The following is a 16,201-nucleotide window of genomic DNA, read 5'->3' on the forward strand; positions in this document are numbered from 1 at the left end:
GGAAAAAGATGCTGTGGGGAGAAAAACCGTATTATTCGCTTGATTATTACCTGAAGCAAACGTTTGGTTCAAAGACTTATAAGGCATCGTTAGATGCCGGTTTTACTTGTCCAAACAGGGATGGAACAATCGGGCGCGGCGGATGTATTTTCTGCAGCAGAGGCGGTTCAGGTGAATTTGCAGGCAGCAGAGCGCTGTCAATTAAAGAGCAGATCGACAGTCAGATTGAAAAGCTTGGCTCCTTTCATGCAAAGCAGTATATTGCATATTATCAGGCTTTTACAAATACATATGCAGATTTGGATTATTTAAGACGTGTCTATGAACCTTCTTTTTTACATGAAAAGGTTGCGGTGGTGGATATTGCGACAAGACCAGACTGTGTGGGAGAGGATGTTGTTTCACTTCTTTGTGAATATTCCAAAAGAAAGCCGGTGTGGGTAGAACTGGGACTTCAGACAATACACGAGGACACGGCAGCCTATATTAGACGTGGATATGATTTGACATGCTTTGAAAACGCATTAAAGCGTCTTAATGATGCACAGATTCCTGTAATCGTTCATGTGATACTTGGTCTTCCAGGCGAAGATAAGGAAAAAATGCTCGAAACTATTCGTTATCTGAATAATGCAGGGATCTTTGGAATAAAGCTGCAGCTTCTTCATGTGCTTGAAAATACTGACCTTGCAGATGAATTTCGTGCCGGAAAGTTTCAGACATTGTCTATGGAAGCATATGTGGATCTTGTTGTTTCCTGTATCGGTGCACTTTCACCTGATATTGTCATTCACAGGCTGACAGGAGATGGTCCGTCAAATCAGCTGATTTCACCGCTGTGGAGCCGGGCAAAGCGCAGTGTGCTTAACTGTATTCATCATGAATTGAAGACACGGGGAATATACCAAGGCTGCTTTTTAAAAGAGCAGGGCTGATATATAGAAAGGAACTATTGGATTATGGCAGAACCATTGACATTATATAAACTGATGATACTTTATTTATTGAAAAAGGTGAATTATCCGTTGTCAAACGGGCAGATGTCTGAGTTCTTTGTGAGTAAATCGTATACAGACTATTTTACCTTTCAGATGGTGATCAATGAACTGCTGGGAACCTCTCTGATTCACAAGGAAACAATCAGAAATACATCACGCTACGAGCTGACAAAAGAGGGCGAAGAGGTGCTCTTTTATTTTGAAAATAAAATAACAGGCGAAGTCAAGCAGGACATGGATGATTTCTTAAAGGAAAACAATTTTAAGCTTCGAACAGAAAATTCTGTGCTGGCCAATTATTATAAGAGTACGGCAAGCAATGATTTTGAGATTGATTGTGTCGTAAAGGAAGGCAAGAATACATTAATTGAGTTAAAGCTTTCGGCAGCGACAGAGGAGATGGCTGAAAAAATGTGCGACAATTGGGAAAAAGCAAGCAAAGAAATCTATGAGTTTGCCATGAAAAAATTGTTATAAAAATAATAAAATAAGTACTTGCACAGAGGAATATTTTGTGTTATGATTTTATTGTTGCGTTATAAGCGCTGTGTTCGTACAGTGTAAAGTGCGCGTAAATTATTATGACTATGATGATGGTTGGGAACCATCACAAGGAAGAAGAGGTGAGCTCATGAAGGAAGGAATCCATCCAGAATATTATCAGGCAAAGGTTACCTGCAACTGTGGCAACGAGTTCGTTACCGGATCCACAAAGAAGGAGATCCACGTTGAAATCTGTTCTAAGTGCCATCCGTTCTACACTGGCCAGCAGAAGGCAACTTCCGCACGCGGACGTATTGATAAGTTTAACCGTAAGTATGGTTTAAAGAGTGAATGATGTTGACTGAAGCAGGTTGAGATTTTTATCTCAACCTCTTTTGTCGTTTAAGGACAAACAAAGGAGTGCGGATGAAGTCATCAGGAATTGGCGGCCAGGCCGTCATGGAAGGAATTATGATGCGAAACGGCAGCGAGTATAGTGTGGCTGTTCGCAAGGAAAATGGAGAAATTGAAGTAAAAAAAGAAACATACAAGGGCGTGGGATCAAAGTGTAAGCTGTTTCGTCTTCCATTTATAAGAGGAATCTTTAGCTTTGTGGATTCACTTGTACTTGGCATGAAATCTTTAAATTATTCAGCAAGTCTTTTTATGGAGGACGGCGAGGAAGAAGAAGAACCGGGACGCTTTGAAAAATGGCTTCAGAAAAAGTTTGGCGATAAAGCAGAAAAAGTAATTATGGACCTGACCATGGTTATTTCTATCATATTAGCGATGGGGATTTTCATGGTATTTCCAACATGGGTATCCACACTCATGAAGCCGCTTCTTGGAAATGGCATTTGGATGGCACTTTTTGAAGGCGTGCTTCGAATCGCTATTTTTATTGCCTATGTGGGGCTGATATCATTGATGCCAGATATCAAAAGAACATATATGTATCACGGCGCAGAGCATAAGTGTATCAACTGTATTGAGCATGGACTGCCATTAACAGTAGAAAATGTCATGAAAAGCTCTAAGGAGCATAAGCGCTGTGGAACTAGCTTTTTGTTAATTGTCATGGTTATCAGTATTCTTTTCTTTTTGGTGATTCGTCCAGAGACATTGTGGCTTCGTCTGGTATCAAGAATCCTTTTGATTCCGGTAATCGCTGGCGTTTCATTTGAGTTTTTGCGTCTTGCTGGAAACAGTGACAATCCAGTTGTTAATCTTTTAAGTAAGCCAGGTTTAATGCTTCAGGGACTGACCACAAAGGAGCCAGATGAAAAGATGGCAGAGGTAGCTATCTGTGCAGTAGAGGCCGTATTTGACTGGAAGGCATATGAGGAGGCAAACTTTAATTGATGGAAGATAATCAGATACAGAAAGAAATACAAAGTCAGAATCAATTGTCAAATGATGAAATAATTTCGTGGGGACAGCTTTTAAGCGAGGCAAAAGATACACTTACAAAAGCAAATGTACCAGATGCAGACATTGACGCATGGCTTCTTATGGAGCACTGCTTTTCGATTACAAAGAGTTTCTTCTTTTTAAATCGCAGACAAATTGTGGAATCGAAAGAGAAGATAAAACAGTATCGTGAATTTATAAAACAGCGCGCAGCGCGTATTCCACTTCAGTATCTGACAAAGACGCAGGGGTTTATGGGGTTAGAGTTCTCTGTAACCCCTGCTGTTTTGATACCGAGGCAGGATACAGAGACGCTTGTAGAGACATTGCTTTCATATGCAAAGGATAAGCCAGGGGCAAGCCTCATTGATGTGTGCACGGGAAGTGGCTGCATAGCTGTGTCGCTCGCTCATTACGGAAATTTTGCACAGGTGACAGCGTCCGACATTTCAAGTGCAGCGCTTTTGGTGGCAAAGAAAAATGCAGCAGACAATCATGCATCGGTGCAGTTTTTTGAGAGTGATTTACTCGAACAGGTGCCAGGGCGATTTGATATGATTGTGTCAAACCCACCTTACATTGAAGACGATGTAATTTTAGGGTTAGAGCCAGAGGTAAAGGATAATGAACCTATGATTGCTTTATCAGGCGGAAAAGATGGGCTTATCTTTTACAGGCGTCTGACTGAAACTGCAAAAGATCATTTAAATCCGGGCGGCGCACTTTTTGTCGAGATTGGCTATAACCAGTGGGAAGCGGTGGCAGAGCTGTTTCGTGCAAATGGTTTTTCAAAGCCGACTCTTGTGCGCGATCTTGCAGGGCTTGACCGCGTGGTGTGGGGCGTGCTGGATGAGATGTGATTTACAAAACAATCGTTAAGCCGCGTCCGTAAGTAGAAAATGTGAATGAATAATAGAAAAGAGGAGTTATTTATGTTTGACCGTTTGGATGATATATTAATCCGCTTTGAGGAGCTTCTTCATGAACTGGGTGATCCGGTACTTACATCTGATCCGGAAAAATTTCGCCGTCTTATGAAGGAGCAGGCCGAGCTTGCCCCTCTGGTGGAGACCTATACACAGTATAAGAAAACAAAAAAAAGCATTGAAGAAAATCTGGAGCTTTTAGAGCAAGAGCGTGATGAAGAGATGCGCGAGCTTTTAAAGGAAGATCTTGCTGAGGCAAAAAAACAGATGCCTGAGCTTGAAAAAGAGTTAAAGCTTTTGCTTCTTCCAAAAGATCCTAATGATGAGAAAAACGTATTTGTTGAGATTCGTGCTGGTGCAGGCGGAGATGAGGCAGCACTTTTTGCCGCAGATCTGTTTCGTATGTACAGCAGATTTGCAGAGAGAAACCGCTGGAAAAGTGAGCTGATCAGTGTAAATGAGAGTGGTATTGGCGGCATGAAAGAGGTTGTATTTATGATCTCCGGACAGGGTGCTTATTCTAGACTTAAATATGAAAGCGGTGTGCATCGTGTTCAGCGTGTGCCTGAGACAGAAAGCGGCGGACGAATCCATACGTCAACAGCAACAGTTGCAATCATGCCGGAGGCAGAGGATGTCGATGTTGTCATTGATATGAATGACTGTAAGTTTGATGTATTCCGTGCATCAGGAAATGGCGGCCAGTGTGTCAATACGACAGATTCAGCTGTACGTCTGACTCATATTCCAACAGGAATCGTAATTTCCTGTCAGGACGAAAAGTCTCAGCTTAAAAATAAAGATAAGGCATTAAAGGTACTTCGTGCTAAGTTGTTTGAACTTGAGACAGCAAAGAAGCAGGATGAGCAGGCAAAGTACAGACGAAGCCAGATTGGAACAGGAGACCGTTCTGAGAAAATTCGTACTTATAATTTTCCGCAGAGCCGCGTGACAGATCACAGAATCAAGCTGACACTTTATAAACTTGATGCCATTATGGACGGTGATCTCTTTGAATTGATTGACAGTCTGACAGCAGCAGATCAGGCAGAAAAACTGTCGAATATGGAAAATCAGACAATGTAGTTTTACAAAAAGTGTTGTGCTATTTTGTGTAAATTGCTCTTTTTTGACAAAATCATCAAAAAAATATAGACTTTCTGAAAAAATATGATATAATTCTTTTTAGCTATGTGGAAAGGAAGGATTAGATATGAACATTGGACTTACCGCTCATAACAGCAAAAAGACGCTGCTGGAAAGTTTTTGCATTGCGTATAAAGGCATTTTTAAGAAGCATACGCTGATTGCGACCAATGCGACAGCAAACCACATTGCCAAAGCGACAGGCATGAAAGTGACCAGTTTGCTTCCGGGTCAGATGGGAGGCTCGAAGCAGATGCAAAATATGATCGCAAACAATGATATCGATCTGGTTATATTTTTTCACAGTGCTGATTTAGAGCAGGATGCAGAAAGTATGAATCTGGCTGAGATTTCACGGTTGTGTGATATGTATAATATCCCTCTGGCGACAAACATCGCCACCGCAGAGTCACTTGTATTGTGTCTTGACCGAGGTGATATGGAGTGGAGAGATTACAAATAGTACGCAGTTATGCACAGAATGCAGCCTTAAGGCTGCATTCATTTGTTTTTAAGCAATATTTAATTTAAAACTTAAAAACAGATAATAAAATTTATAAGCAATTAAAAAAGGAGACATCATGGAGCATAGAGAAATATCCAGAGCTGTTATCAAACGGTTGCCGCGGTATTATCGTTATCTGGGAGAACTTATGCAGGAGGGCGTAGAGCGAATTTCTTCCGGAGAATTATCCAAAAGAATGCAGATCACAGCATCACAGATTAGGCAGGATCTGAATAATTTTGGAGGTTTCGGACAGCAGGGATACGGCTATAATGTAAAGTATCTTTATCATGAAATCGGAAAAATATTGGGGCTTGATAAGACATACAATTTAATTATAATCGGTGCAGGAAATCTTGGTCAGGCGATTGCAAATTATGCCAATTTTGAGCGTCGTGGTTTTGTTGCAAAGGCAATGTTTGATACAAATTCACAGTTAAAGGGAAAGACTGTGCGTGGTATTCCAGTTTATTCAATGGATGACCTGGAAGATTATATCAGAAATAACGATGTTCAGATTGCAGCACTGACTCTTCCAAAGGCAGGAGCAGAGGCAGCAGCAAAAAGACTTATTAAGATCGGCATTCGCGGTATCTGGAATTTTGCCCACACTGATCTTCGTGTACCAGATGATGTGGTTGTAGAAAATGTTCATTTGTCAGAGAGTTTGATGCGTATTTCATATCGTCTTAGCAATCAGGAGGAATAATCATGAAGCAGCTGTTGACAGGAAAGCAGATGAAGCAGGCGGACACATGGTCAATTAAAGAGTTTGGAATGGAAAGCCTGATTTTGATGGAGCGTGCAGCGCTTTGTGCAGCACAGCACATCATGTCAGTGCAAAAACCAGGATGCGTCTTTATTATGTGCGGCATGGGAAATAATGGTGCTGATGGACTGGCAATGGCAAGAATCCTCTCACAAAACGGCTGGTCTGTTAGAATCGCTGCTATTGGACAAATCGAGAAGGCAACTAAGGAATGGCTCTATCAAAAATCACTTTTAGACAAAATGGAAATTTTGCCCGTGCAATACTTTTATGAGTCAGATGATAAGGATGAAGAAGAATACAGATCAGCACTTTCAAATCTTTATGTGCCGGCGCAGGTGTATGTGGATGCTCTATTTGGCGTTGGCTTGTCGCGCAAGGTGAGTGGAGTTTACCGCGCTGCTATTGAAGAATGGAACGAACATAAAAAGAAGTGCGGTGCATATGGTGTTGCTGTTGATATATGCTCTGGTTTAGACGCAAAAAGCGGACAGGTGCTCGGTGCATATGTTAAGGCAGATGTACAGATCACATTTGGCTATGGAAAAGTAGGTCAGTTTCTGTATCCAGGTGCATCATTATCAGATCAGACAATCACATGCGATATAGGTATGCCAAATGAAGCCGTTTATCATGTAGACGGATTTCCATTTAATTGTCTTGAAAAATCTGATGCAAAAGACTGGCTTGGCAGCCGTTGTTTGTGGGGCAATAAGGGGACGTTTGGTCGTGTTGTGATTATTGCAGGAAGCAGCGGCATGGCAGGAGCCGCATATTTGTCGGCACTTGCTGCCTATCGCACAGGAGCAGGTCTTGTTGATATTGTCACACCCAAATGCAATCGTCTGGTTTTACAGCAGCTGCTTCCAGAGGCAGTGCTCCATTGTATTTCAGAAATTTCTGAAATTTCAAAAGATGAAGACGAAGAACAGCTGGCATATCTGCGAAATGAGGTACTTCCAAAGGCAAAAGCTATTGTGATTGGACCAGGACTTTCAACTGATACCTTAGCAAAAAAGCTTTTGGATATGGTCTTAGAGTGGAACAGATCACAAAATTGTCCTATTGTTATTGATGCAGATGCCTTAAATCTGCTTGCGATGAGAACAAATATTGATCATGCAGAATACCTTGGAGAAAATGTGATTCTTACGCCGCATCCAGGTGAGCTTGGTCGTTTGATGAACTCCTCTGCGAAAGAGGCAGCTAAAAATCTTCTATATTTTGCAGAAGAATTACAAAAAAAGTTTGGCTGTATATGCGTCTGCAAGGATGCTCGCACAGTCATTCTAACACAAAAAAACAGATATCTGAACCTTACCGGAAACAGCGGTATGGCAACAGGCGGAAGCGGTGACGTACTGACCGGCGTGATTGCGTCGCTTGCCGCACAGGGACTGTCTGCCGAAAGGGCAGCTGTTCTTGGTGTCTGGCTGCATGGCGCAGCTGGTGATGAGGCGGCAAAGGAAAAGAGTCCATATAGTATGATCGCGCGTGATCTGGCAGATGGGCTATCAAAAGTGCTGATACAAATAAGCAGGAAGAAGGTATAAGGATATGCATAACTATCACAGAGTCTGGGCAGAGGTTAATCTGGATGCCATAAGAGCCAATATGGAGTCGTTTAGAGATAATGTTCCAAAAGAGGCAATGCTTTGCGGTGTTATTAAAACAGATGGATATGGTCTGGGAGCCGTCCCAGTTGCAAAAACAATTGATGATCTGGTATGGGGCTATGCCGTAGCCACAATTGACGAGGCATTAAATCTGCGCCGCCATAACATCACAAAGCCCATTCTGGTGCTCGGTTATGTTCATCCGGAACGCTTTGCAGATCTGGTTGATCATAAAATTCGTTATGCCGGTTTTGAGGAAGATAAGATAATGCTTCTTTCTGAGACGGCAAAAAAGATGGGCAAAAAAGCATATGTACATGTAAAGGTAGATACGGGAATGAGCCGCATTGGCATGACACCAGAGCATGCATTTTATTTTGTAAAATGGCTTTCAACTCAGGAGAATATTTGTACAGAGGGTATTTTTACTCATATGGCAACTGCTGATATGATCAAAAATCAGGGAGCTATTGAGCAGCAAAAACGCTTCCAAAAGATAGTAGAGAGCTTAAAAGAGGCAGGATGCTGTCCTCCAATCTGCCATTGTGCTAATTCAGCCGCAGGCATCTGGATGACAAATGCGCCAGGCAATATGTTTCGTATTGGTATTTCTCTGTACGGCTATTACCCGTCAGAGGAAGTCAGAAAGGATATTGTATCGCTCACACCGGCACTAACACTAAAGTCTGAGATTGCCTATATTAAGACTGTTCCTACAGGAACAGCAATCGGATATGGAGCAACATTTGTAACAGATCATGAAACTGTGGTAGCCACGATTCCAATTGGCTATGGAGATGGTTATCCAAGAGCACTTTCAAATAAGGGAAGTATTTTAATCCATGGAAAGAAAGCGCCGATTTTGGGCCGTATCTGCATGGACCAGACAATGGTAGATATCAGTGATATTCCAGAAGCAAAAGAAGGCGACGAGGTAGTTGTCATTGGAAAAAGCGGTGATAATGAGTTGAGCGCCGAGGAAGTTTCTGAACTTGCGGGAAGCTTTAATTATGAACTTTTGTGTGACCTTGGAAAGCGTATTCCGAGGGTTTATTACCGCCACGGCAAAGTAGTCGGAAGCAAGGATTATAACGAAGACGATTACCGTGATTTTATGTAATCAGAGTAAGATGCGGGAGTGCAAAGCACAGCGTTAAATTGTTGCGATGATCAATATATGCACATACCATACAATAACAGCATCTGTCAGGATGAATAAGAAATTCCAATATGGAAATACTTAGAATATCCTGAAAGAAATTGGAGTGTGCATATATGGTAATCCGTAGAGGTGATATTTATTATGCGGATCTTCGCCCTGTGGTAGGTTCTGAACAGGGTGGTGTCCGCCCGGTACTTATTATACAAAACGATATGGGAAACAGGCACAGCCCGACAGTGATTTGTGCCGCCATTACATCACGCATGTCAAAGGCAAAGCTGCCAACGCATGTTGTAATTGATTCACGCTGCTGCAGTATCGTAAAAGATTCCGTTGTATTACTAGAGCAGCTTCGCACAATAGACAAACAGCGCCTTCGCGAAAAGGTATGTCATCTGGAGGAAGATATGATACGCCAGATAGACGAAGCGCTGCGCGTCAGTTTAGACATCACCCGTACATAGATAGAGCGGGTCTTTCATAAAATTCACGGCTGCATAGCCCGAAGGTGAATGGCTTTCACGAGCCGGACACTTGGAGCAGGTCTTTCAAATTATACTTGCAAGATTGAAAAATACATGATAAGATAAATTAGTTAAACAAACATATAGTTTTAAGTCACAAAGGAGCGTTAAAAATGTCAGGACATTCTAAATTTGCCAATATTAAGCATAAGAAGGAAAAGAACGATGCCGCAAAGGGAAAAGTATTTACCCGTATCGGCCGTGAAATCGCAGTTGCAGTAAAGGAAGGCGGAGCAGATCCGGCAAACAACAGCAAGCTGCGTGATGTCGTTGCAAAGGCAAAGGCAAACAACATGCCAAATGATACCATTGACCGCAGCATCAAGAAGGCAGCAGGAGATGCAAATGCTGCAAACTACGAGTCTATCACTTACGAGGGATATGGCCCAAGCGGAACTGCGATTATTGTAGAGACACTGACCGATAACCGTAACCGTACCGCATCAAATGTGCGCAACGCTTTCACAAAGGGCAGCGGAAACGTAGGAACAAATGGCTGCGTATCCTTCATGTTTGACCGCAAGGGTCAGATCATCGTAGATAAGGAAGAATACGAGGGCGATGCAGATGAGCTGATGATGACTGCTCTTGATGCAGGTGCAGAGGATTTCTCCGAGGAAGAAGATTGCTACGAGATCTACACCGATCCAGACAGCTTCTCTGAGGTAAGAGAGGCACTTGAGCAGGCTGGTGTTCCGATGGCAAGCGCAGAGGTTACTATGATTCCACAGAATTATGTTGATCTGACATCTGATAATGATGTAAAGCTTATGAACCGTATTCTTGATATGCTGGATGACGATGATGATGTACAGGAAGTATATCACAACTGGAATCAGCCGGAAGAGGAAGACGAGGACTGATTACGTTTTTCGCCTCAAATTAAATAGAACGAAAAAAAGCACCGCCGCTAGGAGAACCTTCGGCTGTGCTTTTTTTATGACCTCAAGGTTTAAGTACGAGGGGTAGAAGTATTGTGGCGGGATCATTATGCCGGGTAAACTGTGTTACCATCTGTCAGATTACCGAGCACATTGTCCAGATAGCGTTTTGCCAGATACTTTGCCATAGGCAGGTTCATATCAAGATAGTTTCCGCAGGAAATCGCATCTGCACCTGGTACCTCACCTTCAAAACCAGCCATAAAAGCATACATTTCACAAAGCAGATCAATAATGTCCATCGGCTCTAATTCACCAGCTAATATCAGATAAAATCCAGTTCTGCATCCCATCGGTCCAAAATAAATGACGCGATCCTTCCATACAGGATGATTGCGTAAAAATGTGGCGCCAAGATGCTCAAGTGTGTGAACCTCAGCTGTGTTCATGACAGGCTCTTTGTTTGGTCTTGTCATGCGAAGATCAAAAGTTGTTAATGTTTCATTTCCAACTTTGTCACGGCGAGAAACATAAACGCCAGGAACAAGAGTAAGATGATTGACCTGAAAGCTTGCAATTTTTTCCATAATACATATATCCTTTCTAAATTTTTAAATAAATTTTGACCTATTTTTCTATCAGACAGTTGCTTGTCTGACTTTCATTGTAAAGGAAAAAAAGGAGACTTGCAAGCATGAAACAAACTTCCAAACTGCTTTGTTGAAAATGTATGTGAAAATAAGGGCAAAGACACGCTATTTCGTCAAAACTGCAAAGAAAAGACAACAATATGATTAGAATTGATCAATTATTTCGGTTATGATAAGGGTAACTACCGAAAGTGTGAGAAGCTGTGAGCTTTTCAGGAAAGGGAGGATGAGATGGCAGAAATAAAGAAAGGCAGCTTTACGCTGCCGGGTGAAGCAGGTTTTGAGAGCCTGACATTAAAAATGGCAGAAAAATGGGGAGCAGACGTCATTCGCGACAGCGATGGTACGAAGCTTTCAGAAGATATTACAAAGGCAGGGTATGGTATTTACTCTACGATTTGCGTAATCCGTGCCGATAATGCATGGGCGAAAAAGAATATGGATAAACTTCAGCAAAACTTTTTAATGAGCGAGCCTGTTATGGCAGAGTCTGATACAGTAGTGATCAGCCCATTAAAGGGATATTTTACTCAGCAGTTTAAGCTCAATAAGTCAGAGGAAGCACTGGCATATTGGCAAGTTTTTGACCGCACAACAGGCGAGGAGATCAAGAACTGGAGCTTTGATTCTGAGGCAGAAACAGTAACTATTACTGGTGCAGCACCGTGGCACAGCTATACAGTAAACTTCCTTGCAGTTCGTCTTTGGGAAGAGATTTCCATGTATAATCACATCACAAATGACTGGGGTGACAAGGAACATCTGATGGCAGTAGACCCGAGATACCCAGAGACACAGGCTCATATGATCGACTGGATGACAGAGTGGTGTGAGAAAAACCCAGATACAACAGTAGTTCGTTTTACTTCCATGTTCTACAACTTTGCATGGTTCTGGAAGGATGACAAAAATTGCAGAGATGCATTCTCTGACTGGGGTTCATATGCAATGACAACCACACCGTTAGCGCTCAAGGAATTTGAGAAGAAGTATGGCTATGCGATGACATCTGAGGATTTTGTCAATGCAGGACTTTATACCTCCACCCATAATGTTCCGTCTAAGAAGTATAGAGCATGGATGGATTTTATCAATGAATTTGTTGTAAGCTTCGGAAAGAAATTAATCGATATTGTTCACAGCTATGGAAAGAAAGCTTATGTTTTCTATGATGACAGCTGGATTGGTGTAGAGCCGTATTCTAAGCGTTTTAAGGAGTTTGGCTTTGATGGTCTGATCAAGTGTGTATTCAATGGCTTTGAGGCACGTCTTTGCGCAGGTGTAGATGGTGTTACGCATGAGCTTCGTTTCCATCCATATTTGTTCCCAACTGGTCTGACAGGTGAGCCGACATTTGCACCGGGCGGAAATCCAAAGCTGGATGCAAGTCGTTACTGGGTAAATGTGCGTCGTGCACTTCTTCGTAAGCCAGTAGACCGTATTGGTCTGGGCGGATATCTGCATCTTGTAGAGCCATTCCCGGATTTCTGTGATTATATTGCACAGGTAGCAGATGAGTTTCGTCTGTTAAAGAGCTTCAACGCATCATGTGAGCCATACACATTGCCAGGCAAGGTAGCAGTGCTTACTGCATGGGGTTCACTTCGTTCATGGATCTGCAGCGGTCATCTGCATGAGCATCCAGAGGTTGATTTGACAAATCTTCTTGATGCAATTTCAGGTCTTCCGTTTGACGTACAGTTTATGAGCTTTGATGATGTTTTAGCAAATGGTATTCCAGAGGATGTAAAGGTTATCATTAACGCAGGTGTTGCAAACAGTGCATGGAGCGGCGGCGATTATTGGAAGGAAGCTGGTGTAATAGAGGCACTGACTGCATTCGTTCACAACGGCGGCGGTCTGCTTGGCGTAAATGATCCGTCTGCTGTATGGGCAAATGGAAGCTTCTTCCAGTTAGCACCTGTCTTTGGTATCGACAAGGATCTTGGCACCAAAAAGTGTATCGGAAAGTATGTAAATCCAGTTACAGAAGGCACATTTGCGATGGAGGATACACCAAATATCGGTGAATCAATGGTAGAAAATCCGGGCGTTTACTGCAAGAGCGCAAATGTAAGCGTACTGGCTGTTAATGGAAAGACACCGCTTATTACGCTGAATCAATTTGGTGCAGGTAAGGCAATGTATCTGTCATCCTTCCGCGTATCAAAGGAGTCTACACGTTTCTTAATGAGAGCACTGTTAACACTTCTTGGCAAGGAAGATAAGGTAAGAGATTATATCTGTGACAACCTGTATACTGAGTGTGCATATTATGAGGAAATTGATAAGCTGGTAGTAATCAACAACAGTGGTGACACACAGAAGACAGTAATTAAGACTGCAAAGGGTGATGTAACTGTAGAGCTTGCGCCATTTGCAACAAAGGTACTATAAGTTGAGACCCGTTATTAATAAAAATAAAGGAGAATGACATGAAGATTTCATTTGATAAGGACGAGATTTTGTCTGCGATTGACCGTGTGGCAAAGAAGACGATGACCATGGATCTGACATGGGACTGGCCGTGTGGTGTAGCTTATTATGGACTGGCAGAGGCATATAAGGCAACCGGAAAAACAGAGTACATGGAATTTTTAAAGAATTGGGTAGATGAGTACATCGAAATGGGTCTGCCGTCATGGAATGTAAATACTTGCGCAATGGGTCACTGCCTGATCACTCTGTACGAGTACACAGGCGACAAGAAGTACTGGGATATCATCATGAGCAAGATCGAGTATCTTAGAAACGATGCACTTCGTTTTGGCGATCATGTATTGCAGCACACTGTTTCAAGCAACAACGATTTTCCAGAGCAGTGCTGGGCAGATACACTTTTTATGGCAGCTTTCTTAATGCTTCGCGTTGGTTCAAAGCTTCGTATGCTTAATCCAGACGATCCTAAAGATGCAGCACTTATGGAGTATCAGCCACAGGCAATGGACATCATCAACGATTCCTTAAATCAGTATTACTGGCATATTCAGTATCTGCAGAACAAAGAGACAAGCTTGTGGTATCATGGCTACAACAACGTTCATAAGGATCACATGTCAGGTTTTTACTGGGGTCGTGCTAATGCATGGGCAGCATATACCATGTCTCAGGTAAAGAAGAATCTGTATGACTGGTATCTGTTCCCACCTTGCATGGACGTAGAGTGCTCACTTCGCGATCAGCTTGCAGCATTGAAACTCGTTCAGACAGAAAATGGTCTTTGGAGAACAATTCTCGATGATGAGGAGTCCTATGAGGAAGTATCTGCATCAGCAGGTATCGCAGCAGCAATGGTAGAGATGAACAATCCGCTTCATGCAAAGTATGTTCAGAAGGCGTTAAAAGGCATTTTAGATAATGTTTCCGCAGATGGAAGAGTATTGAACGTATCAGGCGGTACAGCAGTTATGAAAGACCGCGAGGGATATATGGGCGTACCGAAGGCTTGGATCCAGGGATGGGGACAAGGACTGGCGCTGGCGTTCTTTACGGCTGTTTTAAAGAATGCGTAATGTGACACGATAATTTATGAGGACTTCTTGATAGATGATCTACGCAGGCATCTAATCAAGGAGCCCTTTTTTTCTTACGTTGAATGGCAAATTCAATGACAAATGGTTGGAAATGTGGTACGATAAGCTTGTTAGAAGATGTGAAACGGAGAAAAATATGGACGTTTTATACGAATATTTACGGAATAATTATGAAGAAGATAAGGATGCATAGGCACTTATTTGAGGAGGACACAGATGCATTTTGTAGAGGCAAAGGGGATTCTTTCAAGTAACAATGGAATGAATCTATATAGGGGCTGTACGCATGGTTGCATTTATTGTGACAGCAGAAGCAAATGTTATGGATTTACACATGATTTTGAAGATATAGAGGTGAAAGCAAATGCACCTCAGCTTCTTGAAAAGGCATTGAAGTCCAAACGGAAAAAATGCATGATCGGAACAGGTGCCATGTGCGATCCGTATCTCCATGCAGAAGAAAAATTAAAATTGACCAGAAGGTGTTTAGAATTAATTGATAAGTACGAATATGGCGTAGCAATTCAGACAAAGTCTACAAGAATATTGCGGGATATGGATCTCTTGGAATCAATCAATTCTAAAGCAAAAGCTGTCGTGCAGATGACAATGACGACATATGATGAGACACTTTGCAAAATTTTGGAGCCACATGTTTCTACAACACGAGAGAGATTTGAAGCACTTATGCAATTAAAAAAAGTAGGGATTCCCACCGTTGTATGGTTGACACCGATCTTACCGTTTATCAATGATACGAAGGAAAATATCGAGGGCATTCTTAACTATTGTGTCGAAGCTGGTGTAAAAGGTATCATCTGCTTTAATATGGGACTCACGTTGAGAGATGGGGACAGAGAATATTTTTATCAGGCACTAGATAAATCTTTTCCTGAAATGAAGAAAAAGTATATTGAAATATATGGAAACGCATATGAGCTACTAAGTCCTAATAATGATATGCTTATGGAAATCTTTAGAAAAAAATGTGCTGAAAATGGAATAATCTCTGATGCAAATGAGTGCTTTCAGTATCTGCATGCGTTTCCAGAAAAATATATGCAGATGTCGTTTGTGGACAACTTGCAGTGAGTTATTGATTTGAATAGCGAATTCAACAATAATAGCAAGGGTTCTCTCACCTCTATAGGTGGCGAGATGAATTGCTATTGGAAAATTAATGTCAGTGGCGGGCAAAGAGAAATCGGTATCCCCCACTGACATGAGGCAAGTCACAGTCGGCTTTGTGCTGACATGTCAGACTCTGTGAAATTACCGACTGTGGATAGAAACAAGAGAAGAGGTATTCGATGATTCAGATAGGTGATTGGGTAACACAATACAGTGCTGGATATTGGCAGGTCGTAGATATACGAGATAAGTACGCAGAGGAAGATAGCGTAACAGGTGAACATTTGTGGAAAAAGGGAGAAAAGATTGGCAAGTGGATTTTCTTGAAAAAAGCCTTTACGCCGAAAATGAAGTTGCGCATTTGGAGCGAATGTGTAGATGAATATTGGTTTGACATACTCCCACGGTTAAAACCGTGGGATTCCTTAACTAGTTCCGGCAGCATCATTCAGTCTTATAGACTGAAT

At 42.1% G+C, this 16,201-nt stretch carries 17 protein-coding genes; 16 read left to right on the forward strand and 1 reads right to left on the reverse strand.

Going from position 1 to position 16,201, the window contains the following annotated elements:
* Nucleotides 1-8: 8 nt before the first annotated feature.
* The 12 genes from LKD48_RS11920 (at nucleotide 9) to LKD48_RS11975 (ending at nucleotide 10,402) form a co-directional block, all read left to right on the forward strand.
* Nucleotides 9-935 carry a tRNA modification radical SAM protein MnmL/YtqA gene (locus LKD48_RS11920; RefSeq protein ID WP_227102177.1) on the forward strand — a complete coding sequence of 309 codons (927 nt, stop codon included), beginning with the start codon at nucleotides 9-11 and terminating at the stop codon, nucleotides 933-935.
* Between the two features lie 24 nt (nucleotides 936-959).
* On the forward strand, nucleotides 960-1,475 hold the full coding sequence (locus LKD48_RS11925) for a DUF4364 family protein (RefSeq protein WP_264466621.1): 516 nt from the start codon (nucleotides 960-962) through the stop codon (nucleotides 1,473-1,475).
* 154 nt (nucleotides 1,476-1,629) lie between these two features.
* Nucleotides 1,630-1,836 (forward strand): 50S ribosomal protein L31, encoded by a 207-nt coding sequence (gene rpmE / locus LKD48_RS11930; protein WP_066562581.1) that lies wholly within the window; start codon nucleotides 1,630-1,632, stop codon nucleotides 1,834-1,836.
* A gap of 71 nt (nucleotides 1,837-1,907) precedes the next feature.
* On the forward strand, nucleotides 1,908-2,843 hold the full coding sequence (locus LKD48_RS11935; RefSeq protein WP_118614475.1) for a DUF1385 domain-containing protein: 936 nt from the start codon (nucleotides 1,908-1,910) through the stop codon (nucleotides 2,841-2,843).
* Nucleotides 2,843-3,751: a peptide chain release factor N(5)-glutamine methyltransferase gene (gene prmC, locus LKD48_RS11940; RefSeq protein ID WP_308732106.1), complete on the forward strand. Its 909-nt coding sequence runs from the start codon at nucleotides 2,843-2,845 to the stop codon at nucleotides 3,749-3,751. Before LKD48_RS11935 ends, prmC begins: the two co-directional genes overlap by 1 nt.
* Before the next feature lie 72 nt (nucleotides 3,752-3,823).
* Complete coding sequence (prfA, locus tag LKD48_RS11945; protein ID WP_118614471.1) at nucleotides 3,824-4,903, forward strand: peptide chain release factor 1; 1,080 nt, start codon at nucleotides 3,824-3,826, stop codon at nucleotides 4,901-4,903.
* A 127-nt stretch (nucleotides 4,904-5,030) separates the two neighbouring features.
* Nucleotides 5,031-5,426: a methylglyoxal synthase gene (locus tag LKD48_RS11950; protein ID WP_066562574.1), complete on the forward strand. Its 396-nt coding sequence runs from the start codon at nucleotides 5,031-5,033 to the stop codon at nucleotides 5,424-5,426.
* A 118-nt stretch (nucleotides 5,427-5,544) separates the two neighbouring features.
* A complete protein-coding gene (locus tag LKD48_RS11955) occupies nucleotides 5,545-6,177 on the forward strand; it encodes a redox-sensing transcriptional repressor Rex (RefSeq protein WP_118614469.1) in 633 nt (210 codons plus the stop codon).
* A gap of 2 nt (nucleotides 6,178-6,179) precedes the next feature.
* A complete protein-coding gene (locus tag LKD48_RS11960) occupies nucleotides 6,180-7,790 on the forward strand; it encodes an NAD(P)H-hydrate dehydratase (protein WP_308732107.1) in 1,611 nt (536 codons plus the stop codon).
* Between the two features lie 4 nt (nucleotides 7,791-7,794).
* On the forward strand, nucleotides 7,795-8,973 hold the full coding sequence (alr, locus tag LKD48_RS11965; protein ID WP_308732108.1) for an alanine racemase: 1,179 nt from the start codon (nucleotides 7,795-7,797) through the stop codon (nucleotides 8,971-8,973).
* 155 nt (nucleotides 8,974-9,128) lie between these two features.
* Complete coding sequence (locus tag LKD48_RS11970) at nucleotides 9,129-9,479, forward strand: type II toxin-antitoxin system PemK/MazF family toxin (RefSeq protein WP_066562565.1); 351 nt, start codon at nucleotides 9,129-9,131, stop codon at nucleotides 9,477-9,479.
* A 173-nt stretch (nucleotides 9,480-9,652) separates the two neighbouring features.
* Nucleotides 9,653-10,402, forward strand: coding sequence for a YebC/PmpR family DNA-binding transcriptional regulator (locus LKD48_RS11975; protein WP_118614461.1), 750 nt, complete (start codon nucleotides 9,653-9,655; stop codon nucleotides 10,400-10,402).
* 125 nt (nucleotides 10,403-10,527) lie between these two features.
* On the opposite strand, the gene LKD48_RS11980 is transcribed toward LKD48_RS11975, so the two are convergent.
* Nucleotides 10,528-11,007, reverse strand: a complete 480-nt coding sequence (locus tag LKD48_RS11980) for an S-ribosylhomocysteine lyase (protein WP_118614459.1) — start codon at nucleotides 11,005-11,007, stop codon at nucleotides 10,528-10,530.
* Between the two features lie 294 nt (nucleotides 11,008-11,301).
* Here LKD48_RS11980 and gnpA point away from each other — a divergent pair, with 294 nt between their 5' ends.
* The 4 genes from gnpA to LKD48_RS12000 all read left to right on the forward strand — a co-directional run.
* Nucleotides 11,302-13,467 carry a 1,3-beta-galactosyl-N-acetylhexosamine phosphorylase gene (gene gnpA / locus LKD48_RS11985; RefSeq protein ID WP_308732109.1) on the forward strand — a complete coding sequence of 722 codons (2,166 nt, stop codon included), beginning with the start codon at nucleotides 11,302-11,304 and terminating at the stop codon, nucleotides 13,465-13,467.
* A gap of 38 nt (nucleotides 13,468-13,505) precedes the next feature.
* Nucleotides 13,506-14,582 (forward strand): glycoside hydrolase family 88 protein, encoded by a 1,077-nt coding sequence (locus tag LKD48_RS11990; RefSeq protein WP_308732110.1) that lies wholly within the window; start codon nucleotides 13,506-13,508, stop codon nucleotides 14,580-14,582.
* A 237-nt stretch (nucleotides 14,583-14,819) separates the two neighbouring features.
* Nucleotides 14,820-15,695: an SPL family radical SAM protein gene (locus tag LKD48_RS11995; RefSeq protein ID WP_308732111.1), complete on the forward strand. Its 876-nt coding sequence runs from the start codon at nucleotides 14,820-14,822 to the stop codon at nucleotides 15,693-15,695.
* A 218-nt stretch (nucleotides 15,696-15,913) separates the two neighbouring features.
* The coding region (locus LKD48_RS12000; protein ID WP_308732112.1) for a hypothetical protein at nucleotides 15,914-16,201 on the forward strand (288 nt) is incomplete at its 3' end.

This window comes from Anthropogastromicrobium aceti (genome assembly GCF_020687335.1).
Classification (GTDB): Bacteria; Bacillota; Clostridia; order Lachnospirales; family Lachnospiraceae; genus Anthropogastromicrobium; species Anthropogastromicrobium aceti.

What these genes read in the sequence shown, in the direction of transcription:
- LKD48_RS11920 (WP_227102177.1), top strand. Translation starts at nt 9, where the DNA reads ATGCTGTGGGGAGAAAAACCGTATTATTCGCTTGATTATTACCTGAAG.
- LKD48_RS11925 (WP_264466621.1), top strand. Translation starts at nt 960, where the DNA reads ATGGCAGAACCATTGACATTATATAAACTGATGATACTTTATTTATTG.
- rpmE (WP_066562581.1), top strand. Translation starts at nt 1,630, where the DNA reads ATGAAGGAAGGAATCCATCCAGAATATTATCAGGCAAAGGTTACCTGC.
- LKD48_RS11935 (WP_118614475.1), top strand. Translation starts at nt 1,908, where the DNA reads ATGAAGTCATCAGGAATTGGCGGCCAGGCCGTCATGGAAGGAATTATG.
- prmC (WP_308732106.1), top strand. Translation starts at nt 2,843, where the DNA reads ATGGAAGATAATCAGATACAGAAAGAAATACAAAGTCAGAATCAATTG.
- prfA (WP_118614471.1), top strand. Translation starts at nt 3,824, where the DNA reads ATGTTTGACCGTTTGGATGATATATTAATCCGCTTTGAGGAGCTTCTT.
- LKD48_RS11950 (WP_066562574.1), top strand. Translation starts at nt 5,031, where the DNA reads ATGAACATTGGACTTACCGCTCATAACAGCAAAAAGACGCTGCTGGAA.
- LKD48_RS11955 (WP_118614469.1), top strand. Translation starts at nt 5,545, where the DNA reads ATGGAGCATAGAGAAATATCCAGAGCTGTTATCAAACGGTTGCCGCGG.
- LKD48_RS11960 (WP_308732107.1), top strand. Translation starts at nt 6,180, where the DNA reads ATGAAGCAGCTGTTGACAGGAAAGCAGATGAAGCAGGCGGACACATGG.
- alr (WP_308732108.1), top strand. Translation starts at nt 7,795, where the DNA reads ATGCATAACTATCACAGAGTCTGGGCAGAGGTTAATCTGGATGCCATA.
- LKD48_RS11970 (WP_066562565.1), top strand. Translation starts at nt 9,129, where the DNA reads ATGGTAATCCGTAGAGGTGATATTTATTATGCGGATCTTCGCCCTGTG.
- LKD48_RS11975 (WP_118614461.1), top strand. Translation starts at nt 9,653, where the DNA reads ATGTCAGGACATTCTAAATTTGCCAATATTAAGCATAAGAAGGAAAAG.
- LKD48_RS11980 (WP_118614459.1), bottom strand. Translation starts at nt 11,007, where the DNA reads ATGGAAAAAATTGCAAGCTTTCAGGTCAATCATCTTACTCTTGTTCCT.
- gnpA (WP_308732109.1), top strand. Translation starts at nt 11,302, where the DNA reads ATGGCAGAAATAAAGAAAGGCAGCTTTACGCTGCCGGGTGAAGCAGGT.
- LKD48_RS11990 (WP_308732110.1), top strand. Translation starts at nt 13,506, where the DNA reads ATGAAGATTTCATTTGATAAGGACGAGATTTTGTCTGCGATTGACCGT.
- LKD48_RS11995 (WP_308732111.1), top strand. Translation starts at nt 14,820, where the DNA reads ATGCATTTTGTAGAGGCAAAGGGGATTCTTTCAAGTAACAATGGAATG.